Source organism: Jeongeupia sp. USM3, from assembly GCF_001808185.1.
In the GTDB taxonomy this organism is placed as follows: domain Bacteria; phylum Pseudomonadota; class Gammaproteobacteria; order Burkholderiales; family Chitinibacteraceae; genus Jeongeupia.
Map to the genome: position 1 here is coordinate 1,189,514 of NZ_CP017668.1, position 24,860 is coordinate 1,214,373.

Consider the following 24,860-nt stretch of genomic DNA (forward strand, 5'->3'; position numbering starts at 1 on the left):
CCATATGTCCGATAACAATCTGCGTTTCCTGGTGGTCGACGACTTCTCCACCATGCGCCGCATTGTCCGCAACCTGCTGAAAGAACTGGGCTTTGCCAATGTCGAAGAGGCTGAGGATGGCCAGATCGCGCTGCAGAAGCTCAAGAACGCGCCCTACGACTTCGTCGTGACCGACTGGAACATGCCGAACATGACCGGCATCGACCTGCTCCGCGCCGTTCGCACCGACCCGCAGCTGAAACACCTGCCGGTGCTGATGGTGACCGCCGAGGCCAAGAAGGAAAACATCATCGAGGCCGCCACCGCAGGGGCATCGGGCTACATCGTCAAGCCGTTTACCGCGGCCACGCTCGACGAAAAGCTCAAGAAAATCTTCGCCAATCTCAACAAGTAAGTCGCTCAGGCGCCTTTCGAGTACACGCATTCAGGAGTCCGACGTGAGCGAGCTCGCCAATAACAACGCAGACAACGCAGAACTTGAAGCCCTTTTCGACAGCATTGCGCAGTCGAACTGGAGCGAGCCGGCCAGCCAGCCAGCGCCGGCGGCCGTGCCGGCCGCAGCACCGGTGGTCGCCCCCGCGGGCGACGATGCCATCGCCGAACCGGCCAAGGCCATGTTCTCGCACATCGGCCAACTGACCCGAAAGCTGCACGATACGCTGCGCGAACTGGGTCTGGACAAATCGCTGGAGAAGGCCGCGTCGCAGATCCCGAACGCGCGCGACCGCCTCTCCTACATCGCGACGATGACCGAACAGGCAGCCGAGCGCACGCTCAATGCGCTCGACGCCGCCAAGCCGCTGCAGGACAGGATCGCCAACGACGCGCAGTCGCTCGCCGGCGAATGGGACCGCCTACTCGCCAAACAGCTGTCCGTCGACGAATTCAAGGCGCTAGTCCAGCGTACCCGCCAGCATTTGACGCAGACCGGCAGCGATTCCGAGCAGGTCAGCGCCCAGATGCTCGACATCATGATGGCGCAGGATTTCCAGGACCTCACCGGCCAGGTCATCAAGAAGGTGCTCGATATGGCCAAGGATATGGAAGCCCAGTTGCTGGACTTCCTGGTGATGTTCTCGCAGCAACAGGGCAAGCTCGAAGAAAGCGGCTTGCTCAACGGCCCGGTCATCAACAGCGACGGCCGGACCGACGTCGTCACCAATCAGCAGCAAGTCGACGACCTGCTCGAAAGTCTTGGCTTCTGAGCCGCCACTCTTTACGGGAGCGCCCAAATGAACGATTTTGCCGGCATGGACGACCTGCTGCAGGACTTCATCACCGAGTCCTCCGAACTGATTTCGGAAGTCGACAACAAGCTGGTCGAGCTCGAGAAGCGGCCGGATGACCGCCATCTGCTCAACGACATCTTCCGCGGTTTCCACACCATCAAGGGTGGCGCGGGCTTTCTCAATGTCGACGCGATGGTCAGCCTGTGCCACCGCACCGAGAACCTGTTCGACAAACTGCGCAACGGCGAGATGACGCTGTCGCCCGAGTACCTCGACGTGATCCTCGCCGCCACCGGCGAAGTCCGCGAGATGTTCGGCGCGATGGCCCAGGGCCGGATGCCGCAGCCGGTGGCCCCGAGCCTGCTCGAAGCACTCGATGCCGTGCTGCGCGGCGAACGGCCTGGCGATGCCCATGCAGCCCCGGCCACTCCGGTGGCCGCACCGGCCCCCGTCGCGGTCGCCAACCCGGCCGGCGGCGAGCCGGACTGGCAGCACCTGTACGACGCCTTGCTCGGCAACGAGCCGGCCGCCAAGCCGGCGCCGCAGGCGGCACAGGTCATTGCCGAACCGGAAGTCATGCTCAACGAGCCGGCCCCGCGCCTGCCCGTCAAGTCGGCCAACCTCAGCGCCGCGGCCGGTACGCAGGAAACGACGATACGCATCGACACGCACCGGCTCGACCAGGTGCTCAATCTGTCGGGCGAAATCGGCCTGACCAAGAACAGGCTGACGACGCTGCGCAGCGACGTCGTGTCCGGCAAGATCGACGGCACAACGCTGAAGGCACTCGACGAAGCGATCAGCCAGCTCGACCTGCTGGTCGGCGACCTGCAGAACGCGGTGATGAAAACGCGGATGCAGCCGATCGGCCGCCAGTTCCAGAAGTACCCGCGTCTGGCGCGCGACCTGGCCCGGCAGCTCGGCAAGGACGTCGAGCTCGTGATCAGCGGCGAGGAAACCGAACTCGACAAGACCATGCTCGAGGACCTGAACGACCCGCTGGTTCACCTTGTCCGCAACGCGGTCGACCATGGCGTCGAAACCATCGAGGAGCGTCTGGCCGTCGGCAAGCCGGCCAAGGCCATCGTCCAGCTGAGCGCAACCCAGGTCGGCGACCACATCCTGATCGAGATCACCGACGACGGCCACGGCATGCGCCCGGACGTGATCCGCAAGAAGGCCATCGACAAGGGACTGATCGACGCCGAAATGGCGAACAGCCTCGACGACAAGCAGAGCCTGCAACTGATCTTCCTGCCTGGCTTCTCGACCAAGGACCAGATTTCCAGCGTGTCCGGCCGCGGCGTCGGCATGGACGTGGTCAAGACCAATATCCAGAAGCTCAATGGCCGCATCGACATCCAGTCCATCGTCGGCGAAGGCACGCGCTTCTCGATTTCGCTGCCGCTGACGCTGGCGATCCTGCCGGTTCTCGTCGTGCGCGTCTGTGAACAGGCCTTCGCGGTGCCGCTGGCGATGGTCCGCGAGATCATCCCGATCGACAACCGCTCGATCCAGGAGGTCTCCGGCCGTGCGACCATCGTCGTCCGCGACGAGATCTTGCCGGTCAAGTCGCTCGCCGGCCTGCTCGGCTGGCAGGAAACGCAGGTGCCGCATTTCGGCGTGCTGATGCAAAGTGCCGAGCATTCGTTCATCCTCGCCGTCGACAGCTTCATCGGCCGCGACGACGTGGTGATCAAGCCGTTGCAGAATATCCGGCCGCTCGGCGTCGCCGGCGCGACGCTGTCCGGCGACGGCTCCGTCGTGCTGGTGCTCGACATGGAAGACCTGCTTTCCGCCCCGTCGGCGGATACCGCGGCGCGCAGCGCCGAGCGCTGGCTCGCCACCGCATGATGGAACGATAAAATCAGCTTCCGCTGATACAATGGCCGCCAACGCCGCAGCAAGTGGACACGATAGATGACACAAGATCACGCTTTTATTGGCCGCCAACCGATACTCAACCGGCAACAGCAGATCATCGGATACGAGCTGCTGTTCCGTTTGAACAAGGAAGCCCAGAGCGCCGAATTCACCAGCGACATGCAGGCCAGCACCAATGTGCTGGTCAACACGCTGACCAATATGGGCACCGACTGGCTGGTGGGCGGCAAGCTCGCCTTCATCAACGTGGCCGAATCGATGCTCGAGAGCAATTTTCTCGAGCTGCTGCAGCCGCAGCGCGTCGTGCTCGAGGTCGTCGAGTCGACCCAGCCGACGCCGGCGCTGCTGCAGCGGCTGCAGATGCTGCGTGCGCAAGGCTTCGGCGTGGCGCTGGATGATTTCGTGCTGACGCAGGACAGCATGCATTTCGTCGAGCACGCCAACTACATCAAGCTCGACATCCAGATGCTCGGCATGCCGCAGGTGCCGGCGCTGTCGCGCGAGTTGCGCAAGTATCCGGCGCTGCAGGTCGCCGAGAAGGTCGAGACCAAGGCCGAGTTCAAGCAGTGCCTCGAGATCGGTTTCGACTGCTTCCAGGGCTATTACTTCGCTCGCCCGGAGACCCTGTCGGCCAAGGTCATCCACCCGAGCTACGCCAACATCCTCAACCTGCTGAACATGTTGCGCAACAATGCGGAAATCCGCGACATCGAGAATGCGCTCAAGAGCGACGTCGCGCTGTCGTTCAAGCTGCTGCGCTACATCAATTCGGCCGGTTTCGGCCTGTCGTGCGAGATCCAGTCGTTCCGCCACGCGGTCACCATTCTCGGCTACCAGAAGCTCTACCGCTGGCTGACGCTGCTGCTGGTCACCGCAGCCGCGGAGAGCGGCTCGCCGCCGGCGCTGCTGAAAACCGCCGTCACCCGCGGCCGGATGGTCGAGCTGCTCGGCAGCCACTACCTCGATGGTCAGGAAAGGGACAACCTGTTCATCGTCGGCATGTTCTCGCTGCTCGACGTGCTGCTCGACATGCCGATGGAAAAGGTGCTCGAGACGCTGATCCTACCGGAGAACATCTGCGATGCGCTGATCAACCGCAGCGGCATCTACGGCCCCTTCCTCGAACTGGCCGAAGCCTGCGAAGACCCCGACATGTCCGAGGTGCCGCGGCTGACCGAGCAGCTGCAGATCACCGCCGACGTGCTCAACCGCTCGCATATGAGCGCGCTGAGCTGGGTCGAGGAACTGGACCTGTAATCCGCGTCAGCCATCGCCGGCATGAAAAAAGCCCGTCACAGACGGGCTTTTTTCATGCCTGGCAACCGGCCTCAGCGATCGTCCAGCTTGTCGACGCGCCAGCCCTGGCCGCGGCTCTCGATCACGGCGACGAATTCGCGCTTGCCCTGTTCGGCGATCAGGCCGGCAAAGTCCGGATAGCTGGCCTGGATATCGGGATCGCTCTGCCACTGGGCCGGCGAGATGACCTTGTAGGTGAAACGCACCTGATGACGGCGGAAGTCGCTGCGCTCTTCCTCGGCCTTGTCCTCGACGATCTTGTCGACCTCGAGCGTCCCGCTGCAGAAGCCCGGGCCGGCCGGATCCGCAAGACCGGTGTAGGCATCGCGTCCGGCGTCGGTCGGCTCGAACTCGACCTTGCCGCCATCGGCCGGTACCGCCTTGATCAGGCCGACCTTGACCAGCGCGGCAAGCTGCTTGCCGTTCGATTCCTTCGCATAGTCCTTGGACACCGGCTCGGCAAAACGCACCGGCATCGGAATGCAGCTGCGCTCGGCGGTGTGCAGCTCGTTGTTGAGCGCACTGACGATCTCGGCCTGATCGACTTCGAGCGACGCGGCGTCGCCGTCTCCGCCCTTGCCGCATGCACTCAATCCCGCTGCCATCAACAGCACCAGACCGGTCCGCTTCAAATATCGCATTGGCTATCGTTCCTCTCTCTGCCGCCTGCCGCTTACGGCCGGCGCGTGTTACACAATGTAAGGGAATGATACAGACAAACCACCACCATGCGAATTGTCCTGCCGCAATGAAGCGTCGGTATCGCGCAGGGTCACATCGCCGAGGTACGCGCCAGCGCAGCGATCAGGTCCGATTGCGCGACCATGCCGGCCAGCCGGCCATCGTCGTCGACGACCGGCAGCCGGTGCAGCCCGCGGTCGGCCATCAGCGGAATCAGTTCGGTCACCGCGGTCGCGATAGTCACCGTTACCACCTGCCGGCTCATCAGCACGTCGACCGACAGCGCCGGATCGTGCTGATGCGGCAAGCGCCCTTGCGGATCGGTCTCGATCGCCTTGAGGAAATCGACCACCGAGACGACGCCGGCCACCCTGCCCGCCGGATCGACCACCGGCACGGCGCCGATGCGGTGGCGGCGCAAGCGGGCCCACGCATCAGCGGCCGGCGCGCCGAGCGCGACGGTGACGACATCGCGCGACATCAGCTGGCCGCAGCGCAGTTCGGCCAGCGCCCGCGACGTGGCATGGCGTTCGGCCCGCTGGACGATGTCGCTGAGTTCCTGCGTACTGACGTCGACCACCTCGCCGCGCTCGTGCATCGCCGCGGCGAGATCCTCCTCGCGGATGCCGATGCGCGCAGTCGGCAACGGATCACGCGTCCGGTGGGGGTTCTCGTGAGTACCGGCCAGCGGGTAACGCCGCCCGCGCACGCTGTTGTTGGCGATCAGCGCCACACCGAGCAGGATCAGCGCATTGAGCAGCACGGGCATCCAGACAAAGCCGAAGCCCAGGTGCACGACCGCGTCGCCGCCGAGCACCGCCGTCAGCGCGGTCGCGCCGCCGGGTGGATGCAGGCAACGCAGGTAGAGCATCGCGGCGATCGACAGCGCCACGGCCACCGCGGCAACGAATTCGATCGGCAGCCAGCTCCCCAGCCAGCGCAGCGATGCAACGCCGACCAGCGCCGACACCATCTGCCCGCCGAGCAAGGCCCAGGGCTGGCCGACGGGGCTGTTCGGCATCGCGAAGATGATCACCGACGCGGCGCCCATCGACGCGACCAGCCAGGGCAGCAAGGCGGGGCCGGCCGCCACGTGCGTGACCAGGCCGCAGATCAGGATCGCCAGCAAGGCAAAGCCGGCGGCGCGCCAGCGCTCGGCATGGCCGATCGGCGGTGGCGGCGGAACAAAGCGGCGCAGGCGGCGGGGCCAGCGTGCGGGGTCGATCAGCGTTCTCATGTCTGCATTCGGGGAAAAGGGTTACGACGACAGCCAGCGGTCGATCAGCGCCGCGGTCTGCTGCCAGGCCACGTCGGCCATCAGCGCATGGCCGCCGGAAACGAAATGCGGTGCCACCCGCCAGTGGGCGGCGGTCAGCTCGACGTCGTGGCGCGAGATCAGCCGATCGTCGTCACAGCCGATGACCAGGCAGCGCTGTGCCGGCGCGGCGCGCCACAAGCGCCAGGGCCTGGGCAGCATCAGCTCGGCCAGCGCCCGTGCCGACTCGGCTTGCACCAGTTCGGCAAAACGGCGCAGCTCGGCCACCTCGGCGCCGTCCGAAAACAGCAGTTCGCGCACGCCGTGCAGGTCGAGTTCATGGTGCGACCAGCGTCCGAGCCCGAGCAGCAGGCGCGGCGACGCCAGGCCCATGTGCGCCAGCGACCCCGCCACGCCGTAGGGCGGCACGCTGGCGAGCAGCGCCAGCCCCGGCAAGGCCGTCCGCTCGGCGACCTCCTGCGCCAGCCAGCCGCCGAGCGAATGGCCGATCAGCACCGGCGGAGCCGGCAGCGTGGCGATCGCCGCGATGATGTCCGAGACATAGTCGTCGAGGCCGAAACGATCGAGCCCGGCACGATCGCGGCTGCCGTGTCCGGGCAGATCCAGCGCGTAGCAATCGTAGCCCCGGGCCGCAAACCACGGCAGGAAACGGCTCTGCCAGCACCACGCGCCGACGTAGGCGCCATGAATGAACAGCAGCGGCGGCGCAGCGCGACGCAGCGTCGCCGGCGGGACATGCAGGAGCGGAGAGGTCATCCGCACCATTTTGCCAGATCGTGCCGGCCGGACGCATCCCGCCCGGGCCGATGCCGCTGCGGCGCTTGGTTACAGCCGGCGCTTGCCGTTCAGCGCTTGCGCCGCTTGCCGCGGGCGTTCCTGAACCGGTCGGTGACCTTGTCCTCGTAACGCTCGCGGAAGACGAAGTGGCTCTCCAGCCACATCACGTTGATGATGCCGAAGGCCAGCGCCGCGGCCAGGCCCAGTATCCAGGCGAAATACCACATGCTCCGGTCTCCTCAGTAGCTCGTATGGGTTTCTTTGCGGATCCGGTCGATGGTGACCGTGCCGCGCATCACCCGGTAAACCCAGGTGGTGTAGATCGAGATCAGCGGCAGGAAGATGATGACCACGCCGAGCATGATCGCCAGCGTCTTCTGGCTCGATACCGAATCCCATACCGTCAGGCTGGAATTGATGTCGAGCGACGACGGCAGCACGAACGGGAACAGCGCAATCCCCGCGGTCAGGATGATGCCGATGATCGCCAGCCCGCTGGCGAGAAAGGCCGGCCAGCGCCAGCGCAGCGCACCGGCCAGCGCCGCCAGCAAGGCACCGCCGATGCCGGCGACCGGTGCCAGCCACGCCAGCGGCCAGTTGCGGTAGTTCGTCAGCCAGCCGCCCTCGCCCACCTGCACCGACTTCGACAGTGGCGTGACGACACCGTTGACGTCGCCGATCGCGGCAATGTGCAGCCCGGCCAGTTGATTGACCCAGACGCCCCCGAACGCAAACAGCAGCGCCGTGATCAGCCCGAACACGATCACGGCAGTGCGCGAACGGCGCTGGACGTCGGCATCGGTGCGCAGGTGCAGGAAGGTCGCGCCGTGCAGCACCAGCATGGCCAGCGACACCACGCCGCAGAACAGCGCAAACGGATTGAGCAGCGCAAGGAAACCGGCACCGTAGCTGACACGCATCGTGTCGTCGAACTGGAACGACAGGCCGACGAACAGGTTGCCGATCGCCACGCCGCACAGCAGCGCCGGCACCAGCCCGCCGACGAACAGCCCCCAGTCCCACGTCGTGCGCCAGCGCGGGTCGGCGACCTTGCTGCGGTAGTCGAAACCGACGGGCCGCAGGAACAGCGCGAACAGCAGCAGCATGAAGGCGATGTAGAACACCGAGAATGCCGCCGCGTAGACCAGCGGCCACGCAGCGAAGATCGCCCCCCGGCGGTGATCAGCCAGGTCTGGTTGCCTTCCCACGTCGGCCCGATCGCATTGATCGCCACGCGCCGCTCCTCGTCGGTCTTGCCGACGAAGGGCAGCAGGGCCGCGGCGCCGAGGTCGAAGCCGCCGGTCAGCGCAAAGCCGATCAGCAAGGCGCCGTTCAGCCCCCACCAGATCAGCTTGAGCATTTCATAATCGATCATCGTGCTCTCCTCAGGCCGATTGCGGCTGTGCGCTGGTTTCGCGGAAATAACGCCCGGTATGCAGGCTCGACGGGCCGAGGCGGATGTACTTGAGCATCAGGTACATCTCGACGGCGAACAGCAGCGAATAGATACCCATCAGGCCGATCAGGCTGAAGTGCAGCTGGCTCGCGTCGAGCGCCGATGCCGACAGCCGTGTCGGCAGGATGCCGGAGATCGTCCACGGCTGGCGGCCGTATTCGGCAACGAACCAGCCCGCCTCGATCGCGATCCACGGCAGCGGAATCGACCAGACCGCCAGCCTGAGCAGCCAGCGCTGCGGTGCCAGGTTGCGGCGTGCCAGGAAGTAGAACGATGCGGCAAAGATGAACAGGAACCAGATGCCGAGGCCGACCATGACGCGGAACGACCAGTACAGCGGCGCGACCTGCGGAATCGTGTCGCTGGCCGCGGCCTTGATCTGCGCATCGGTCGCATCAACGACGTTCGGCGTGTACTTCTTCAGCAGCAGGCCGAATCCGAGATCCTTTTCGTGCGCGGCGAACTGCGCCCTGACCGGTTCGCTCTTGTCGCCGGCCTTCATCTTCTCCAGCGCCGCGTACGCCAGCATGCCGCTGCGGATGCGCGCCTCGTGCTCGATCTTCAGGTCCTTGATCCCGGTCACCTGCTTATCGAGCGAACGCGTCGCGATCAGCCCGAGCGCGTACGGAATCTTCACCTCGTAATGGTTGCGCTCGGCCTCCTGGTCCGGAATCGCGAACAGCGTGAATGCCGCCGGCGCCGGCTGGGTTTCCCATTCGGCCTCGATCGCCGCGAGCTTGACCTTCTGCACCTCGCCCGTGGTGTAGCCCGATTCGTCACCGAGCACCGCCACCGACAGCGTCGACGCCAGGCCGAAACCGGCGGCGATCGCGAACGAGCGCAATGCAAAGCCGGTATCGCGCGCCTTGAGCAGATACCACGCCGACACGCCGAGCACGAACATCGACGCGGCAACATAACCGGCGGCAACGGTATGGACGAACTTGACCTGCGCGACCGGGTTGAAGAACACCTCGGACAGGCTGGCGAGCTCCATCCGCATCGTCTCGGGGTTGAACACCGCGCCGACCGGATTCTGCATCCAGCCGTTGGCGATCAGGATCCACAGCGCCGACAGGTTCGAGCCCAGCGCGACGAGGAAGGTCACAAACAGGTGCTGGCCTTTCGAGAGCCGGTCCCAGCCGAAGAAGAACAGCCCGACGAAGGTCGATTCGAGGAAAAACGCCATCAGGCCCTCGATCGCCAGCGGCACGCCGAAAATGTCGCCGACATAATGCGAGTAGTACGCCCAGTTGGTGCCGAACTGGAATTCGAGCGTGATCCCGGTGGTCACGCCCATGGCGAAGTTGATGCCGAACAATTTGCCCCAGAAGCGGGTCATGTCCTTGTAGACCTGCTGGCCGGTCATCACGTAGACCGATTCGCAGATCACCAGGATCCACGACAGGCCGAGCGTGAGCGGTACGAACAGAAAATGGAACATCGCGGTCAGGCCGAACTGCAGCCGCGACAGCTCCACCACATCAGCGGCGGGTAGCATTGGTTTCTCCAGGGGCGGTTGAATTGGATTTGTCTGTCCCGGGCTGGCCCAGCAGCTGTTGGCTGATGGCGGCATCGGGCACGGTCATGTTCTTGGCCAGCGGCGCGGAAAACCACAGCGTCCATGCACCGTAGAGCAGCAGGCACTTGATCAGCAACATCGCGGTGATCTCCGCCCACAGCGGCAAGCCGGTTCTTCGCTTCATGTTCATTCCTTGCCGCCCATGCGCAGCCGTTCGGCCATTTCCAGCAGCTTGGTCACCCGGGTGCCGAGCTGCATCAGCTTTCTCAGCGTCTCCGGCGACAGGCGTTGCACCTCGTCGAACCAGCCGGTGGTCATCTCGATCAGATCGTGCATCTCGCGCATGCGCGCCTGCGCATGACGCTCGGTATCGTCCTGCGCGGACTCGAGCAAGGCGTCGCGCAGCAGGGACAGCGTCGGCTCGACCTCGCGGCGGCGCTTCTCCTCCGCCAGCGTGCGGAAGATCTCCCAGACGTCCTTCGGTGTCTCGAAGTACTCGCGCCGGTCTCCGGGCTGATGCAACAGGCGCACGAGACGCCATGCCTGAAGCTCCTTCAGCCCCATGCTGACGTTCGAGCGGGAAAAGCCGAGCGCTTCGCCGATCTCGTCGGCGTTGAGCGGCTTCGATGAGAGAAACAACAAGGCGTAGATCTGCCCGACGGTGCGGTTCACGCCCCAGCGGCTGCCCATCTCGCCGAAATGCGAGACAAAACGTTCGGTCAGTGGCGACATCATTCCAGTGATTCCTGTATTTTCAGAATTTCCTGAAATTATAAAACAAAGTTGATCTCGGACAAGTTCGGAAACGGCAGAAATGAGGGTGTACCGGCGAAAAAAAGCCCTCCACACGGGAGGGCTCGGCAGAGCAGCTGGGCTTACTTGCAGACACCAAGGTCCTGCCACACGCCCCACTGACCAGACTTGGTCGGATCGTCACCCACCGTCCACCACTTGTTCTTGTAGTTGTGGCCGAGGTAGCTGACGGTATTGCCGGGGTTGGCATAGGTCGTACCGGCACTCCAGGCCGCCGCGCAGTTCGACGACGGTGCCGGAGTCGGGGTCGGTGCGGGCGTCGGTGCGGGCGTTGGTGCCGGGGTCGGCACCGGGGTCGGAACCGGCGTTGGTGCCGGAGTCGGAGCAGGCGTCGGAGCAGGCGTCGGAACCGGAGTCGGTGCCGGAGTCGGTGCCGGAGTCGGAGCAGGCGTCGGGCTCGGTACCGCGGAGCCGGCGACATCAATCGCGTAGGTATACGACTTGCCGTCACGCGAATACACACGGTTGGTCGTCGCATTCGTTTCCGGAACGACGGCACCGCTGGCGTTGAGTACGCCGGCAACAATGTAGCGCGATGCGCTGTTGATCGCCTTCGCCAGGTAGTACGGCCAGTTGGCGGCGCGGAACATCTCGGCGCCGGTCACGCTGTCCCAGCTCATCACGGCACTGATCGACTCGAGGTCGCCGCCGTTGGCATCAAACAGGCGCAGCGTCACCTTGGTATCCGAAGCGAGGTCTTGCGACGCGCGAATCTGCCCCAGTTCCTTGTAGGTCGACACCACGGCCGAGAAACGGACGTCGGAGCACGAGTAGAACGCCTCGGCGCTGTCGGAACGCTGCCAGGTGTTGTAGATGATGTGCGCGCCGGTCTTGTTCTTCGGCAGCGGGCAGGTCAGGTGATAGCGCTTGGTGCTGTCCACGGGGGTATTACCCAGTTCGCAGAACTTCTCCAGATCGCTCCACTTCAGCGGCTGCGTCTGGTCCCAGCCATCCTTGGTCACGTAGAACACCCAGTTCTTCGTCGTATGCGGAGCCGGGGCGTTGTAGATGAACTCGAAGTTGCCGTTGCCGTCCGGCGCGATCGGCGTGCTCACCCAGTCGGTACGGGCCAGATTCAGCCCCGCATAGTTCGACTTGCCACCGCCACACAACTGGCCATCCGGCACGAAGGCCTGATGGTTGCCGTTGGGCAACTGGTTCACGCCGTTCCAGTCATACAGCATCTGCGGGCCCGAAACCGCAACGGCCGCCTGGCATGCGGCCGACTGGGGCGCTTCAGGACCTTCCTTGAAGCAGTTCAGTACACGGCTGACCGGCACTTCCATCGTGCCATGTGCAAGGGCCAGATTGGGTACCAGCGAAAAAAACGGCAAAAACAGCGCACTCCAGTACAGCTTCATCCTCGTCTCCTCCATGCTTTGATTTCACGACACGCCGACCGGGCCGGCAGCGGCGCATCCGGCGCGCATTCGTATGTCATGCGTTTGGCTTTCAAAATCATGAACTTAGACTTTGAAAGCGAGACAATCTAGCACTGGGGAACGGGGAAATTCAAAGCCGTACGGCACCGTCAAACGGCGGGCGGTATGTTTGCGGGTGTGATGCGCCCCTTTCGAGAAGCCCCCTAAAGCAAAACCCCCCACCAGCTTTGCTGATGGGGGGTTTTCTATGGGGAGTCTGGCGATGACCTACTTTCACACGGGAACCCGCACTATCATCGGCGCTGAGTCGTTTCACGGTCCTGTTCGGGATGGGAAGGCGTGGGACCAACTCGCTATGGTCGCCAGACGTAACTGGTTGAGTTACGACTGTTTACTACTAGTCATATCTCTGAATTCGATAGAAGAAGCAAAGGCTCGGTTTGATTGTGTCGAGCTTGTCGCAACACACCCGAACCACGCGGTTCAGGTTATAGGATCAAGCCGCACGGGCAATTAGTATCGGTTAGCTTAACGCATTACTGCGCTTCCACACCCGACCTATCAACGTGGTGGTCTTCCACGACCCTTCAGGGGAATCAAGTTCCCAGGGAAATCTCATCTTGAGGCAAGTTTCGCGCTTAGATGCTTTCAGCGCTTATCTCTTCCGCATTTAGCTACCCGGCGATACCACTGGCGTGATAACCGGTACACCAGAGATGCGTCCACTCCGGTCCTCTCGTACTAGGAGCAGCCCCCCTCAAATTTCCAACGCCCACTGCAGATAGGGACCAAACTGTCTCACGACGTTTTGAACCCAGCTCACGTACCACTTTAAATGGCGAACAGCCATACCCTTGGGACCGGCTACAGCCCCAGGATGTGATGAGCCGACATCGAGGTGCCAAACTCCGCCGTCGATGTGAACTCTTGGGCGGAATCAGCCTGTTATCCCCGGAGTACCTTTTATCCGTTGAGCGATGGCCCTTCCATACAGAACCACCGGATCACTATGTCCTGCTTTCGCACCTGCTCGACGTGTCAGTCTCGCAGTCAAGCTACCTTGTGCCATTACACTATCAGTACGATGTCCGACCGTACCTAGGTAACCTTCGAGCTCCTCCGTTACACTTTGGGAGGAGACCGCCCCAGTCAAACTGCCTACCATGCACGGTCCCCGATCCGGATGACGGACCAAGGTTAGAACCTCAAAGGGGTCAGGGTGGTATTTCAAGGACGGCTCCACAGAAACTAGCGTCTCTGCTTCAAAGCCTCCCACCTATCCTACACAAACCACTTCAAAGTCCAATGCAAAGCTACAGTAAAGGTTCACGGGGTCTTTCCGTCTAGCAGCGGGGAGATTGCATCTTCACAAACACTTCAACTTCGCTGAGTCTCAGGAGGAGACAGTGTGGCCATCGTTACGCCATTCGTGCGGGTCGGAACTTACCCGACAAGGAATTTCGCTACCTTAGGACCGTTATAGTTACGGCCGCCGTTTACCGGGGCTTCGATCAAGAGCTTGCACCCCATCAATTAACCTTCCGGCACCGGGCAGGCGTCACACCCTATACGTCCACTTTCGTGTTAGCAGAGTGCTGTGTTTTTGATAAACAGTCGCAGCCACCTTTTCACTGCAACCTCTTCGAGCTCCACGAGCAAGTCGCTTCACCCTACAGAGGCACACCTTCTCCCGAAGTTACGGTGTCAATTTGCCGAGTTCCTTCTCCTGAGTTCTCTCAAGCGCCTTAGAATTCTCATCCTGCCCACCAGTGTCGGTTTGCGGTACGGTCAATTCTGAGCTGAAGCTTAGTGGCTTTTCCTGGAAGCATAGGATCAATCACTTCAGGCCCAATGGGCCCTCGTCGTCACGCCTCAGTGTTAACAGGGATCCGGATTTGCCTAAATCCCCCACCTACACGCTTAAACCACCTATTCCAACAGATGGCTGACCTACCTTTCTCCGTCCCCACATCGCACTCAGAATCGGTACAGGAATATTAACCTGTTTCCCATCGACTACGCTTTTCAGCCTCGCCTTAGGGGCCGACTCACCCTACGCCGATTAACGTTGCGTAGGAAACCTTGGGCTTTCGGCGAACGGGCTTTTCACCCGTTTTAACGCTACTCATGTCAGCATTCGCACTTCCGATACCTCCAGCAACCTTTACAAGTCACCTTCACAGGCTTACGGAACGCTCCCCTACCATATGTACAGAGTACATATCCGCGTCTTCGGTTATCAATTTGAGCCCCGTTACATCTTCCGCGCAGGACGACTCGACCAGTGAGCTATTACGCTTTCTTTAAATGATGGCTGCTTCTAAGCCAACATCCTGGCTGTCTATGCCTTCCCACCTCGTTTTCCACTTAATTGATCATTTGGGACCTTAGACGGCGGTCTGGGTTGTTTCCCTCTTGACACCGGACGTTAGCACCCGATGTCTGTCTCCCAAGCTCGCACTTAACGGTATTCAGAGTTTGCCATGGTTTGGTAAGTCGCGATGACCCCCTAGCCATAACAGTGCTTTACCCCCGTTAGTGATACTTGAGGCACTACCTAAATAGTTTTCGGGGAGAACCAGCTATTTCCAGGTTTGTTTAGCCTTTCACCCCTATCCACAGCTCATCCCCTAATTTTGCAACATTAGTGGGTTCGGACCTCCAGTGCGTGTTACCGCACCTTCATCCTGGCCATGGATAGATCACCTGGTTTCGGGTCTACGCCCAGCAACTGATCGCCCTATTCGGACTCGGTTTCCCTACGCCTCCCCTATTCGGTTAAGCTCGCTACTGAACGTAAGTCGCTGACCCATTATACAAAAGGTACGCAGTCACCCCACGAGGGGGCTCCCACTGTTTGTATGCATCCGGTTTCAGGTTCTATTTCACTCCCCTCCCGGGGTTCTTTTCGCCTTTCCCTCACGGTACTGGTTCACTATCGGTCGATCACGAGTATTTAGCCTTGGAGGATGGTCCCCCCATCTTCGGACAGGATTTCTCGTGTCCCGCCTTACTTGTCGTACGCTTAGTACCACGATGGTCTTTTCGTATACGGGGCTATCACCCACTATCGCCGGCCTTTCCATGCCGTTTTACTAAGACTACCGCTATCACGTACAGGCTCTTCCCATTTCGCTCGCCACTACTTTGGGAATCTCGGTTGATTTCTTTTCCTCCGGCTACTTAGATGTTTCAGTTCGCCGGGTTCGCCTCACATGACCTATGTATTCAGTCATGGATGACCCAAAAGGGCCGGGTTTCCCCATTCGGATATCTGCGGATCAAAGCTTGTTTGCCAGCTCCCCGCAGCTTTTCGCAGGCTGCCGCGTCCTTCATCGCCTGTGATCGCCAAGGCATCCACCAGATGCACTTAGTCGCTTGATCCTATAACCTCAAACACGTGGTTTGCGGCTACAAGCTGTGTTTGCGACTTCGAATTCTCTCGAATTCAAAACTCGATGCAATCAAACCCATTCATTACTGAATAAATTTGAGTCTTGCTTCTTCTATCTTGTTAAAGAGCGATACAGAGAATAAATCTCGTCCAACTGAAGCAGTCAGAATGAAATCCACGCAATCTCTCGATTGAATGCACTTGATTCTGAGTCCTTCCGGATCTAAACCAACACGGTGATGGCTCACCGCAAGGTGTGGAGGCAGACGGGATCGAACCGACGACCCTCTGCTTGCAAAGCAGATGCTCTCCCAACTGAGCTATGCCCCCATCGGATCAAACTGTTTGTCCATCCGCAAAGCAAATGGTGGGTCAAGCTGGAATCGAACCAGCGACCCCCGCCTTATCAAGACGGTGCTCTAACCGACTGAGCTACTGACCCAGTTCTCCGTATCTCTAACCTACAGCCGATGAGTGTGAATGCTTAATGAGGCATTATCTTTAAAGGAGGTGATCCAGCCGCAGGTTCCCCTACGGCTACCTTGTTACGACTTCACCCCAGTCATGAATCCTACCGTGGTAACCGGCCTCCCGAAGGTTAGCCTAGCTACTTCTGGTAAAACCCACTCCCATGGTGTGACGGGCGGTGTGTACAAGGCCCGGGAACGTATTCACCGCGACATGCTGATCCGCGATTACTAGCGATTCCGACTTCACGCAGTCGAGTTGCAGACTGCGATCCGGACTACGATTGGTTTTATGGGATTGGCTCCACCTCGCGGCTTCGCGACCCTCTGTGACCAACCATTGTATGACGTGTGAAGCCCTGGTCATAAGGGCCATGAGGACTTGACGTCATCCCCACCTTCCTCCGGTTTGTCACCGGCAGTCCCATTAAAGTGCTCAACTGAATGGTAGCAACTAATGGCAAGGGTTGCGCTCGTTGCGGGACTTAACCCAACATCTCACGACACGAGCTGACGACAGCCATGCAGCACCTGTGTTCTGGCTCCTTACGGCACTCCCAAATCTCTTCGGGATTCCAGACATGTCAAGACCAGGTAAGGTTTTTCGCGTTGCATCGAATTAATCCACATCATCCACCGCTTGTGCGGGCCCCCGTCAATTCCTTTGAGTTTTAACCTTGCGGCCGTACTCCCCAGGCGGTCTACTTCCCGCGTTAGCTGCGTTACTAAGCTCCGAAAAGCCCAACAACTAGTAGACATCGTTTAGGGCGTGGACTACCAGGGTATCTAATCCTGTTTGCTCCCCACGCTTTCGTCCATGAGTGTCAGTATCAGCCCAGGGGGTTGCCTTCGCCATCGGTGTTCCTCCGCATCTCTACGCATTTCACTGCTACACGCGGAATTCCACCCCCCTCTGCCGTACTCTAGCGAGCCAGTCAGCAATGCAGTTCCCAGGTTGAGCCCGGGGCTTTCACATCGCTCTTAACAAGCCACCTGCGGACGCTTTACGCCCAGTAATTCCGATTAACGCTTGGACCCTACGTATTACCGCGGCTGCTGGCACGTAGTTAGCCGGTCCTTATTCTTCAGGTACTGTCATCCCCGACCCGTATTAGGGGCCAGAATTTCCTCCCTGACAAAAGGGCTTTACAACCCGAAGGCCTTCTTCACCCACGCGGCATTGCTGGATCAGGCTTTCGCCCATTGTCCAAGATTCCCCACTGCTGCCTCCCGTAGGAGTCTGGGCCGTGTCTCAGTCCCAGTGTGGCGGGTCGTCCTCTCAGACCCGCTACTGATCGTCGCCTTGGTGAGCCTTTACCTCACCAACTAGCTAATCAGCCATCGGCCGCTCCAATAACGTGAGGTCTTGCGATCCCCCACTTTCCCCCTCAGGGCGTATGCGGTATTAGCTTGCCTTTCGGCAGGTTATCCCCCATTACTGGGCACGTTCCGATGTATTACTCACCCGTTCGCCACTAGATTGAAGAGCAAGCTCCTCAACCCCGTTCGACTTGCATGTGTAAAGCATGCCGCCAGCGTTCAATCTGAGCCAGGATCAAACTCTTTCGTTTAATCACTGAATAGTTGCGCACTTGCGTTAACTCAAAAAAACTCGCCCGACCACCGAAGCGGCCAGACTGCTTTCTATCATTTAAGTGCAAGCACTTGATGCACTCATCAAGCACTCACACTCATCGGCTGTAATTTGTTAAAGATCGCTTGCTTCAGGACACTTCGCTCGGTAAACTCGGCGGGTTTCGCTTCGTTTCTTTCGCTGCGTCATCAGCAGAGAACGCAACTTTAAGCACTTCCCCGCCTTCCGTCAACACCCCGCCGCAACAATTTCGCAGCACAACCGATAAACCCCTGATCGGACAGCGAAATTTCAGCACACCGGAATCCAACGCATTCGCATCAACCCGCCCTCCCCTGCGGCAAAGCTGACAAATTCATGCCAAATGCATGAAATCCGTCAGTTTCGGCCCCGCCGAATCTCCCAAACCAGCCCGAACGCCGCTGCCGGCCCGCCAAGTACCGGCAGTCCCCGCTTCGCCGCGCCCGAAAGCACAACGGGCGGCCTGAAGGCCGCCCGTTTCTATATATACATAGCGCTAATGCCACTTCAGCCCTGGCGGTCCGCAGCCGTGGGGAGCTACCAGGCGAACACGTAGTCGCCGAACGGCCGCGACACTGGTTCAAGCAGTTGCGACCTGGGTTCGTGGCCGAACTCGGACAGCACGTCGTCCTTGATCGAGACGAAGGCCGGGTCGGCGCGGTTGCGCGGATGCGGCAGCGGTACCGGCACGATGCGCTTGATCCGCCCCGGACGTGGCTGCAGCACGACGATGCGGTCGGCGAGGAAAGTTGCTTCCTCGACATCGTGGGTCACCAGAATCATCGTGATGCCCTCCTGCTGCCAGATGCGCCGCAGCTCGGCCTGCAGGTTGGCGCGGGTCAGCGCGTCGAGTGCGCCGAACGGCTCGTCGAGCAACAGCACGCCCGGCCGGTTGACGAGGCCGCGGGCGATGGCGACGCGCTGGCTCATGCCCCCCGACAACTGATAAGGATAGGCGGTCTCGAAACCCTTGAGGCCGACGAGGTCGAGGTGGTCGGCGATCGTCCGTTTCTTCTGGTCGTTAGACAGCGGCGAGTTCTCGAGTGCCAGACCGACGTTCTGCTCGACCGTCAGCCACGGAAACAGCCGGTGCTCCTGGAACACGATGCCGCGTTCGAGGCTGGTGCCGCTGATCTTCTCGCCGTCGATGCGGATCTGGCCGCGGTAGTCGTCGTCGAGGCCGATCGCCAGCCGTAAGAGCGTCGACTTGCCGCAACCGGAGCTGCCGACGATGGCGACGAACTCGCCGGGCTGGATGTGCAGATTGATGTCGTCGAGCACGTCGAGCGGTTCGCCCTTGACGCGGTACTGCTTGCCGACGTGATTGAAGCTGAGGGTGCTCATGGATTCTCCCTGTTATCGGTCGCCGCTCAGGCGCTGCGGTTGCGCCACTTGAGCGCGCGGTGTTCGAGGCGAACGGCGAGCCGGTTCAGCAGCGCGCCGATGCTGCCGACGACGACGAGGCCGAACAGTACCGAGCCCATGTTGAAGTGCTCGCGGCCGTCGATCATCGAGTTGCCGACGCCGTAGCCGGACTTGAGGAAATACTCGGCGCCGATGGTCGCCAGCCAGGCATAGATCAGCGCCAGATGCAGGCCGGTGAAGATCTGCGGGCTGGCCGCCGGCAGGATTACCCGACGCCACAGCTGCAGCCGGGTAAAGCCGTAGACGCGCGCCACCTCGGCGTAGTCGCGGTTGACGCTGCGGATGCCTTCGAAGGTATTGATCGCCACCGGGTAGAACGCCGCCAGCGAAATGAACACGACCTTGGCCGGCTCGCCCATGCCGAACCAGACCGAGATCAGCGGAATCCACGCGAACAGCGCGATCTGCTTGACCGCGTTGAAGCTCGGCGCGATCAGCCGCTCTGCCAGTCGCGAGGTACCGAGCAGCGTGCCGAGCGCGAACCCGGCGAGGCTGCCGAGCGTGAAGCCGGCCAGATCGCGCGAGACGCTGGCGAGCAGGTCCCAGACGAAGCCGCCGCCGGCGATCTGCTTCACCCCTTCGACCAGCACCGCCTGTGGCGGGGCCAGCACCTCGGTATTGGCCAGATCGAAGCGGGTTACGCCCCACCACAGCGCCAGCACCGCCAGCGGCAGCGCAAAGCCGCGCCAGTCGCGTTGTGCGATGAAGCGCCACGGTCCCGACAGCACGCCGGGGGACCGGAAGCGGCGCTCGGTCGGCACCTCGTCACGGACGACGGCCGGATCGGTTTCGATCATCGGATAAGTCATGCGGTCTCCTCGTTCAGAGCGCCGTGCGCCGCCAGCGCAGCAGCCGGGTTTCGGTGATTTGCAGGAACAGGTCGATCGCAAGGCCGACGAGGCCGATGACGGCCATGCACGCCATCACCACATCGAGCTGGAACAGCTGCCGGCCCCAGACCATCTGGTAGCCGATGCCTTCGCTCGACGCGAGCAGCTCGACCGTCACCAGGGAGAGCCAGGCGTTGGTCAGGCCGTAGCGGAAGCCGTTGAACAGGCTCGGCAGCGTCGACGGGAAGATCACCCGCCGCCACAACTGGACCGGCTTGAAGCGGTAGACGCGCGCGACCTCGAGATACTGCTGCGGGATGTTGCGGATGCCCTGCTGGGTGTTGATCGTGATCGGCACCGCGGCGGCCTTGGCGATGACGATGATCTTCATCGCCTCGCCGATGCCGACGAGCATGATCAGGAGCGGAATCCAGCCGAGCACCGGCACTTCGGAAATCGCCTTGAAGCTCGGATAGAGATACGCCTCGGCGGTTTTCGACAGCCCCATCGCCACACCGAGCGCCAGGCCGATCACCAGCGCGGCCGAAAAACCCCAGGCGACGCGGGTCAGGCTGATCGCCAGATTGGTCCACAGCTCGCCCGTACCCCACAGCTCGAGCAGCGTCGTCCATACCAGCTTTGGGGCCGGCAGGATCTGCTGCGCGACCCAGCCGTTGGCCGTGGCCGAGTGCCACAGCACCAGCACCGACAGCGGCAGGATCAGCGCCAGCGCGCCGTGCCAGAGCCGGGTGCCCGCCGTCGCCAGCGCCGGCCCCCATGCTACCGGCGCGGCCGGGACCGCGATCGCTTCGGTCATTGCCATCCGTCATCCCTCCCCGGTTCACCGGGCCGCCAGCCTGGACTTGCCGGCGGCGTCCAGCTCGACCCAGTAGCCTTCGAGCTTCTGGTCCCTGAGCGCCTGCCTGAGGTACTTCGGCTCGATCCACTGGTCGACGTCGATATCGCCGCGCACCAGCTTGAACTTCTTCGCCAGCGCCAGCGAATCGCGGTAGTGGGCGTAGAAGTTCTCGTCGAGCAGCGGGCTCTGGCGTTCACGCAGCGACGCGCCGTCGTAGTCGCGCTTGAACGCCGAGTACGGCGTGCCCGACTTGGCCCACTGCTGGAACACCTGGTCGCGATTCTTCTCGTCGCCGACCCACGCCTGCGTCCTGACGATGACGTTGACGAAGCGCTGGACGATGTCCGGATGCTGCTTCTCGAACTCGTCGGTCACCGACACGTGGCTGGTCAGCCCGAACTCGGGCGCGGTCTTCTGGATCACCCGGGCGATGCCGCGGTCGACCAGCGGGAAGATGTCGGCGCCGAACAGCCCGCCGTCGATGTCCCGCGTCGCGATCGCCGCCTGCGTCGTCGCGGTATCCATGTTGATGGTGCGGAAATCGCGCTCGGTCAGCCCCTTCTGGTCGAACAGCCGCGCCAGCTGCAGCTGAATCGCCGTGCCCTTGAACACCGCGAGCTTCTTGCCCTTCAGATCGTTGATGCTCTGCTCGCTGCCGCCGGTCGGCACGGCGATGTAGCCCGGGCCGTTGCGCGTCTGCGCGACGATGATCCGGGACTTGAGCCCGCTGGCACGGCCGACCAGCGAGGCCATGTCGCCCTGGAAGACGAAATCGAGCAGCCTGTTGGCCAGCGCCTCGTTGGCGGCCGGGCCGGCGCCCTTGAAGTAGTTCCACTCGACCTTGATGCCGTCCTTGCGGAACTCTTCCTCGATCTCGCCACGGCTGGCGACGATGCCGAAGGTGCTGCCGCCGATGACCGGCCGGTTGCCGGTGCCGACCTGCGAGACGCCGATGCGAATGACCTTGGGCGCGGCCGCAGCAAGCGCGTCGGCGCCGAGCGCAAACGCCAGTGCGGCGGCGGCAAAACGGAACAGTGCTTTCATCTTGGTTCTCCTGAGCTGGATGACTAGAAGCCGAACTGGAACTGGGCGAGGAAGTCGCTGTACGAGAGGTTCTTGGCCTTGTCGTCGGTGTAATTGACGTTGAGCTGGAACTTGGTCGTCTGGGCGAAGAACACATTCAGGCCCGCCGTGTAGACGGTCGACTCGTCGCTCGGCTTGTCGGTGTTCGGGTCGAAGCGGTCGTAGCGGAAGAAGGGCTGGTAGGACTTCGGCCACCAGTCGTCGTAGCGGCCCTGGGCGCGGAAGCCCTTCACGAACTGTTCGCCGAAGTTGTAGAAGAACGTCGCGGTATGCGAATCACTCTTGATCGACGAAATCCTGGTGTTCGCCGCCGTCGTGCCGCTGGTGGCGTCGTCGCGGCCCTGGATGTATTCGTAGGTGACGCCGAATGGCTCGTGGTTGTAGGTAACGTCGAGCCCGTAGCGGACCCGGTCGCCGGTGCCGACCAGCGTGCTGCTGCCCGGGACGAACAGGTTGGCCTTGCCGCGGTAGAACGAGCCGCCGACGGTGAGCGATCGCCACCACGAGTTGTAATCGGACGGCACGGTGAACGCGAGCCGGCCGACCCAGTCCTTGGCGCTGTTGTTGTCCGAGGTGTTCGGACCATTGCCGTTGACGACGCCGAACGCGTAGGTGAGCAGCGGCGCGCGGTAGTTGTAGCCGTAGTCGACCACCGGGTCGAAGTCGCCACGGGCGATCAGGCCGATCTGCCGCTGCGCCAGCCCGAGCCGGGTGGTGAACTGGGCATTGAGGATGACCGGCTTCAGGTCTTCGGTCGCCGGCACTTCGAGGCCGAACGGCAGCAGTTGCTGGCCGAAGGCGAGGTCGAGCCGTGGCGTGGCCGGGTCGATCGTCGGCAGCACCGAGTACGTCAGGTAGGCGTCGAGCAGGTTGAGGAAGCTGTTGTTGCTCGCCGTCTGCTGCGACGCGCCGGCCGAGAGCCGGTAGCCGAGGTTGCGGCCTTCGTCGTAGTCCTTATATAGATTGCCGCTGAACGCGAGAATGGCCGTCGGCACGTCGAAGCTCGAGTTGCGGTCGTTGACGACGCCGGCCGGCGTGCTCGAGCTGGTATTGGTTTCCTGCGACGAGTAGGCGGCGCGCGCCTGGATCGTCCCGCTGATATTGAGCGCCCGAGAGCTGGTCGCCGTCGCGGTATCGCGGTCGCGCTGGACCTGATACTTGAAGTTCTCGAGGTCGGCCTGCACGCCCTGCAGGTCTTCGCGCGTCGCCGGTGCCCCGGTATCGCTGGCGGCGACCGCCGTCGCGGCCGGTACCGCCGGCGCGGCGGTCTTCTGGTCGAGCTGCTGCTGCAGCGCCTCGACCGCCTTCTTCAGCGCGGCAATCTGCTTCTGCAGCTCCTCGTTGCTCGGTGCGGCGGTGTGGCCGGCGCTGGCCAGCGCCAGCAGCCCGGCGCCCAGCCAGTATCTGTGCTGTTGCATGAATTCTCCCTGGTATGAATGCGCGCCCCTATGCCGGGGCGTCGTTGATCCATATAAGCGAAATGCATGCCAACACAATTCATTAGAAAAACCGGCAATAAACAATCCGGACTGCCCGGTTTGCAACATGGGCGCGCAGCAGCCTGCTGCGAAATCAACACCGGCACACCACTGCTGCAAATCCACCAGTACTGCTGGCACCGGTGTACGGATTTCAACAGTGCGCTGGCGGCCTGCCGGCAGCGAAAACCGTGCAAGCGGCACCGGCACTGGATTGGTTGCGTTTGGCACGCTTTTCGCTGAGGCAGTGGCAAGCCCGGACGGGCCACAACAGGAGAACAGCATGACCGCCGTACCGCCGCTGACCAGCCAGCTCTCACGCGCCTTCCACGCGCTCAACGCCACCGGCCGCCCCGATGCGATCCAGCCGCCCGGCGAAATCACCATCCGCAAGAACGACGGCGCACTCGGCGCCATTGTCGAAGGCCTCGACGCCAACCGCCCGCAAGCGGCCGAAACCCTCCTCCGGCTCAAGCAGGCGCAGCACGAGCATTTCATCCTGATCTTCAAGGGCCAGCAGCTGTCCGAAGAAGCGCTGCTGACCTTCGCCACCTACTTCGGCTCGGTGTTCAACCCGCCGGAGGACGTGCCGGTGCTGGCATCGGCCGATGGTGGCAGGACGCCGGACGTGGTGCTGGTGTCGAACGCCCCGGGCGGCTACACCGGCAACGGCGAGCTGACGCCGCACGCCGACCACCAGTGGACGCCAATCCCGTCCGCCGGCTCGCTGCTGTACGCGGTTGAACTGCCGAGCTCCGGCGGCGACACCAGCTTCTACAACATCCACCAGGCGTACGAAGACCTCGACGCCGAAACCCGCGCGCAGATCGCCGGGCTGCAGCACATCACCTACAACCCCTTCCTGCGCATCGTCGACAACGCCCGTCGCGCCCAGCGCGGCCAGCCGCCCGAGTGGCCGGCGTACCGCACGCCCGATCGCGAACCGCTCGGCCCGGGCTTTGCCGCGCCGCTGGTCCGCACGCATCCGGACAGCGGCAAGAAGGTGCTGTGGTTGTCGACGCATACCGAGGATGAAGTCCTCGGCATCGATCCGGCCGAGGGCGAGGCGCTGATCGCCCGGCTGCGCGCGCACATCCAGCAGCCGCAATACCGCTACGAGCACAAGTGGACGCTCGGCGACATCGTGTTCTGGGACAACCGCGCCACCTTGCATTCGCGCACCGCCTTCCCGGACACCGAACGCCGCGTGCTCAAGCGCGTCAGTCTTGCCGGTTCGCGCCCGTTCTGATTCGGTCCTGATTCTTTTTTCTGATCCCCCACCGGGCGGCTAATGCCCCAAGGGCACTTCCTCCGGGCGCAAACCCAGCGAAGCGGTGCTGGCAAGGCGTGCGAAGCGTCCCACAGGGACTCCTTGCAGTCGCAACAGTACAAG

Annotated in this window: 18 protein-coding genes, 2 tRNA genes, 3 rRNA genes and 1 pseudogene; 5 read left to right on the forward strand and 19 right to left on the reverse strand. The window is 62.2% G+C overall.

The window, feature by feature from the left end; genetic code table 11:
- Window positions 1-4: 4 nt before the first annotated feature.
- The 4 genes from cheY to BJP62_RS05485 all read left to right on the forward strand — a co-directional run bounded on the left by cheY (window position 5) and on the right by BJP62_RS05485 (window position 4,370).
- Entirely contained in the window at window positions 5-394 is a 390-nt protein-coding gene (cheY, locus tag BJP62_RS05470; protein ID WP_070527536.1) for a chemotaxis response regulator CheY, read from the forward strand.
- A 43-nt stretch (window positions 395-437) separates the two neighbouring features.
- Window positions 438-1,205, forward strand: a complete 768-nt coding sequence (gene cheZ / locus BJP62_RS05475) for a protein phosphatase CheZ (RefSeq protein ID WP_070527539.1) — start codon at window positions 438-440, stop codon at window positions 1,203-1,205.
- Between the two features lie 27 nt (window positions 1,206-1,232).
- Window positions 1,233-3,083: a chemotaxis protein CheA gene (locus BJP62_RS05480; RefSeq protein ID WP_070527541.1), complete on the forward strand. Its 1,851-nt coding sequence runs from the start codon at window positions 1,233-1,235 to the stop codon at window positions 3,081-3,083.
- Between the two features lie 66 nt (window positions 3,084-3,149).
- Complete coding sequence (locus BJP62_RS05485; protein WP_070527551.1) at window positions 3,150-4,370, forward strand: EAL and HDOD domain-containing protein; 1,221 nt, start codon at window positions 3,150-3,152, stop codon at window positions 4,368-4,370.
- Between the two features lie 71 nt (window positions 4,371-4,441).
- On the opposite strand, the gene BJP62_RS05490 is transcribed toward BJP62_RS05485, so the two are convergent.
- The 19 genes and pseudogenes from BJP62_RS05490 to BJP62_RS05580 all read right to left on the reverse strand — a co-directional run bounded on the left by BJP62_RS05490 (window position 4,442) and on the right by BJP62_RS05580 (window position 23,407).
- Window positions 4,442-5,050, reverse strand: coding sequence for a hypothetical protein (locus BJP62_RS05490; protein ID WP_145927112.1), 609 nt, complete (start codon window positions 5,048-5,050; stop codon window positions 4,442-4,444).
- A 131-nt stretch (window positions 5,051-5,181) separates the two neighbouring features.
- A complete protein-coding gene (locus tag BJP62_RS05495; RefSeq protein ID WP_070527555.1) occupies window positions 5,182-6,327 on the reverse strand; it encodes an HPP family protein in 1,146 nt (381 codons plus the stop codon).
- Window positions 6,328-6,348: 21 nt separating this feature from the next.
- Entirely contained in the window at window positions 6,349-7,122 is a 774-nt protein-coding gene (locus tag BJP62_RS05500) for an alpha/beta hydrolase (protein WP_070532333.1), read from the reverse strand.
- An 89-nt stretch (window positions 7,123-7,211) separates the two neighbouring features.
- Complete coding sequence (gene cydX / locus BJP62_RS05505) at window positions 7,212-7,370, reverse strand: cytochrome bd-I oxidase subunit CydX (RefSeq protein ID WP_070527556.1); 159 nt, start codon at window positions 7,368-7,370, stop codon at window positions 7,212-7,214.
- Between the two features lie 12 nt (window positions 7,371-7,382).
- Window positions 7,383-8,518 (reverse strand): annotated as a pseudogene (cydB, locus tag BJP62_RS05510) (cytochrome d ubiquinol oxidase subunit II).
- A 10-nt stretch (window positions 8,519-8,528) separates the two neighbouring features.
- Window positions 8,529-10,100, reverse strand: a complete 1,572-nt coding sequence (locus BJP62_RS05515; RefSeq protein ID WP_070527559.1) for a cytochrome ubiquinol oxidase subunit I — start codon at window positions 10,098-10,100, stop codon at window positions 8,529-8,531.
- Window positions 10,084-10,311: a cytochrome oxidase putative small subunit CydP gene (gene cydP / locus BJP62_RS05520; RefSeq protein WP_145927113.1), complete on the reverse strand. Its 228-nt coding sequence runs from the start codon at window positions 10,309-10,311 to the stop codon at window positions 10,084-10,086. The genes BJP62_RS05515 and cydP overlap by 17 nt, the downstream gene beginning before the upstream one ends.
- Window positions 10,308-10,856 carry a GbsR/MarR family transcriptional regulator gene (locus BJP62_RS05525; protein ID WP_145927114.1) on the reverse strand — a complete coding sequence of 183 codons (549 nt, stop codon included), beginning with the start codon at window positions 10,854-10,856 and terminating at the stop codon, window positions 10,308-10,310. The genes cydP and BJP62_RS05525 overlap by 4 nt, the downstream gene beginning before the upstream one ends.
- 140 nt (window positions 10,857-10,996) lie before the next feature.
- Window positions 10,997-12,295, reverse strand: a complete 1,299-nt coding sequence (locus BJP62_RS05530) for a lytic polysaccharide monooxygenase (protein ID WP_070527563.1) — start codon at window positions 12,293-12,295, stop codon at window positions 10,997-10,999.
- Window positions 12,296-12,570: 275 nt separating this feature from the next.
- Window positions 12,571-12,683: ribosomal RNA gene (gene rrf, locus BJP62_RS05535) — 5S ribosomal RNA — on the reverse strand.
- Window positions 12,684-12,808: 125 nt separating this feature from the next.
- A 23S ribosomal RNA gene (locus BJP62_RS05540) occupies window positions 12,809-15,700 on the reverse strand.
- A gap of 267 nt (window positions 15,701-15,967) precedes the next feature.
- Window positions 15,968-16,040 (reverse strand) — tRNA-Ala (locus BJP62_RS05545).
- 35 nt (window positions 16,041-16,075) lie between these two features.
- Window positions 16,076-16,152: transfer RNA gene (locus BJP62_RS05550), tRNA-Ile, on the reverse strand.
- Between the two features lie 61 nt (window positions 16,153-16,213).
- Window positions 16,214-17,748 (reverse strand): 16S ribosomal RNA (locus BJP62_RS05555).
- The 16S, 23S and 5S rRNA genes sit together here with 2 tRNA genes alongside, the layout of an rRNA operon.
- A 581-nt stretch (window positions 17,749-18,329) precedes the next feature.
- Window positions 18,330-19,136, reverse strand: coding sequence for an ABC transporter ATP-binding protein (locus tag BJP62_RS05560; protein ID WP_070527566.1), 807 nt, complete (start codon window positions 19,134-19,136; stop codon window positions 18,330-18,332).
- A gap of 26 nt (window positions 19,137-19,162) precedes the next feature.
- Complete coding sequence (locus BJP62_RS05565) at window positions 19,163-20,026, reverse strand: ABC transporter permease (RefSeq protein ID WP_205700963.1); 864 nt, start codon at window positions 20,024-20,026, stop codon at window positions 19,163-19,165.
- A 13-nt stretch (window positions 20,027-20,039) separates the two neighbouring features.
- Window positions 20,040-20,870, reverse strand: a complete 831-nt coding sequence (locus BJP62_RS05570) for an ABC transporter permease (RefSeq protein ID WP_070527568.1) — start codon at window positions 20,868-20,870, stop codon at window positions 20,040-20,042.
- Between the two features lie 18 nt (window positions 20,871-20,888).
- Window positions 20,889-21,950 (reverse strand): ABC transporter substrate-binding protein, encoded by a 1,062-nt coding sequence (locus BJP62_RS05575; RefSeq protein ID WP_070527570.1) that lies wholly within the window; start codon window positions 21,948-21,950, stop codon window positions 20,889-20,891.
- A gap of 23 nt (window positions 21,951-21,973) precedes the next feature.
- Window positions 21,974-23,407, reverse strand: a complete 1,434-nt coding sequence (locus BJP62_RS05580; protein ID WP_145927115.1) for a hypothetical protein — start codon at window positions 23,405-23,407, stop codon at window positions 21,974-21,976.
- A gap of 343 nt (window positions 23,408-23,750) precedes the next feature.
- On the opposite strand from BJP62_RS05580, the gene BJP62_RS05585 reads away from it, so the two are divergent.
- A complete protein-coding gene (locus BJP62_RS05585) occupies window positions 23,751-24,716 on the forward strand; it encodes a TauD/TfdA family dioxygenase (RefSeq protein WP_070527572.1) in 966 nt (321 codons plus the stop codon).
- The last annotated feature ends 144 nt before the right edge of the window (window positions 24,717-24,860 follow it).

What these genes read in the sequence shown, in the direction of transcription:
- cheY (WP_070527536.1), top strand. Translation starts at nt 5, where the DNA reads ATGTCCGATAACAATCTGCGTTTCCTGGTGGTCGACGACTTCTCCACC.
- BJP62_RS05480 (WP_070527541.1), top strand. Translation starts at nt 1,233, where the DNA reads ATGAACGATTTTGCCGGCATGGACGACCTGCTGCAGGACTTCATCACC.
- BJP62_RS05485 (WP_070527551.1), top strand. Translation starts at nt 3,150, where the DNA reads ATGACACAAGATCACGCTTTTATTGGCCGCCAACCGATACTCAACCGG.
- BJP62_RS05490 (WP_145927112.1), bottom strand. Translation starts at nt 5,050, where the DNA reads ATGCGATATTTGAAGCGGACCGGTCTGGTGCTGTTGATGGCAGCGGGA.
- BJP62_RS05495 (WP_070527555.1), bottom strand. Translation starts at nt 6,327, where the DNA reads ATGAGAACGCTGATCGACCCCGCACGCTGGCCCCGCCGCCTGCGCCGC.
- BJP62_RS05500 (WP_070532333.1), bottom strand. Translation starts at nt 7,122, where the DNA reads ATGACCTCTCCGCTCCTGCATGTCCCGCCGGCGACGCTGCGTCGCGCT.
- cydX (WP_070527556.1), bottom strand. Translation starts at nt 7,370, where the DNA reads ATGTGGTATTTCGCCTGGATACTGGGCCTGGCCGCGGCGCTGGCCTTC.
- BJP62_RS05515 (WP_070527559.1), bottom strand. Translation starts at nt 10,100, where the DNA reads ATGCTACCCGCCGCTGATGTGGTGGAGCTGTCGCGGCTGCAGTTCGGC.
- cydP (WP_145927113.1), bottom strand. Translation starts at nt 10,311, where the DNA reads ATGAACATGAAGCGAAGAACCGGCTTGCCGCTGTGGGCGGAGATCACC.
- BJP62_RS05525 (WP_145927114.1), bottom strand. Translation starts at nt 10,856, where the DNA reads ATGATGTCGCCACTGACCGAACGTTTTGTCTCGCATTTCGGCGAGATG.
- BJP62_RS05530 (WP_070527563.1), bottom strand. Translation starts at nt 12,295, where the DNA reads ATGAAGCTGTACTGGAGTGCGCTGTTTTTGCCGTTTTTTTCGCTGGTA.
- BJP62_RS05560 (WP_070527566.1), bottom strand. Translation starts at nt 19,136, where the DNA reads ATGAGCACCCTCAGCTTCAATCACGTCGGCAAGCAGTACCGCGTCAAG.
- BJP62_RS05565 (WP_205700963.1), bottom strand. Translation starts at nt 20,026, where the DNA reads ATGACTTATCCGATGATCGAAACCGATCCGGCCGTCGTCCGTGACGAG.
- BJP62_RS05570 (WP_070527568.1), bottom strand. Translation starts at nt 20,870, where the DNA reads ATGGCAATGACCGAAGCGATCGCGGTCCCGGCCGCGCCGGTAGCATGG.
- BJP62_RS05575 (WP_070527570.1), bottom strand. Translation starts at nt 21,950, where the DNA reads ATGAAAGCACTGTTCCGTTTTGCCGCCGCCGCACTGGCGTTTGCGCTC.
- BJP62_RS05580 (WP_145927115.1), bottom strand. Translation starts at nt 23,407, where the DNA reads ATGCAACAGCACAGATACTGGCTGGGCGCCGGGCTGCTGGCGCTGGCC.
- BJP62_RS05585 (WP_070527572.1), top strand. Translation starts at nt 23,751, where the DNA reads ATGACCGCCGTACCGCCGCTGACCAGCCAGCTCTCACGCGCCTTCCAC.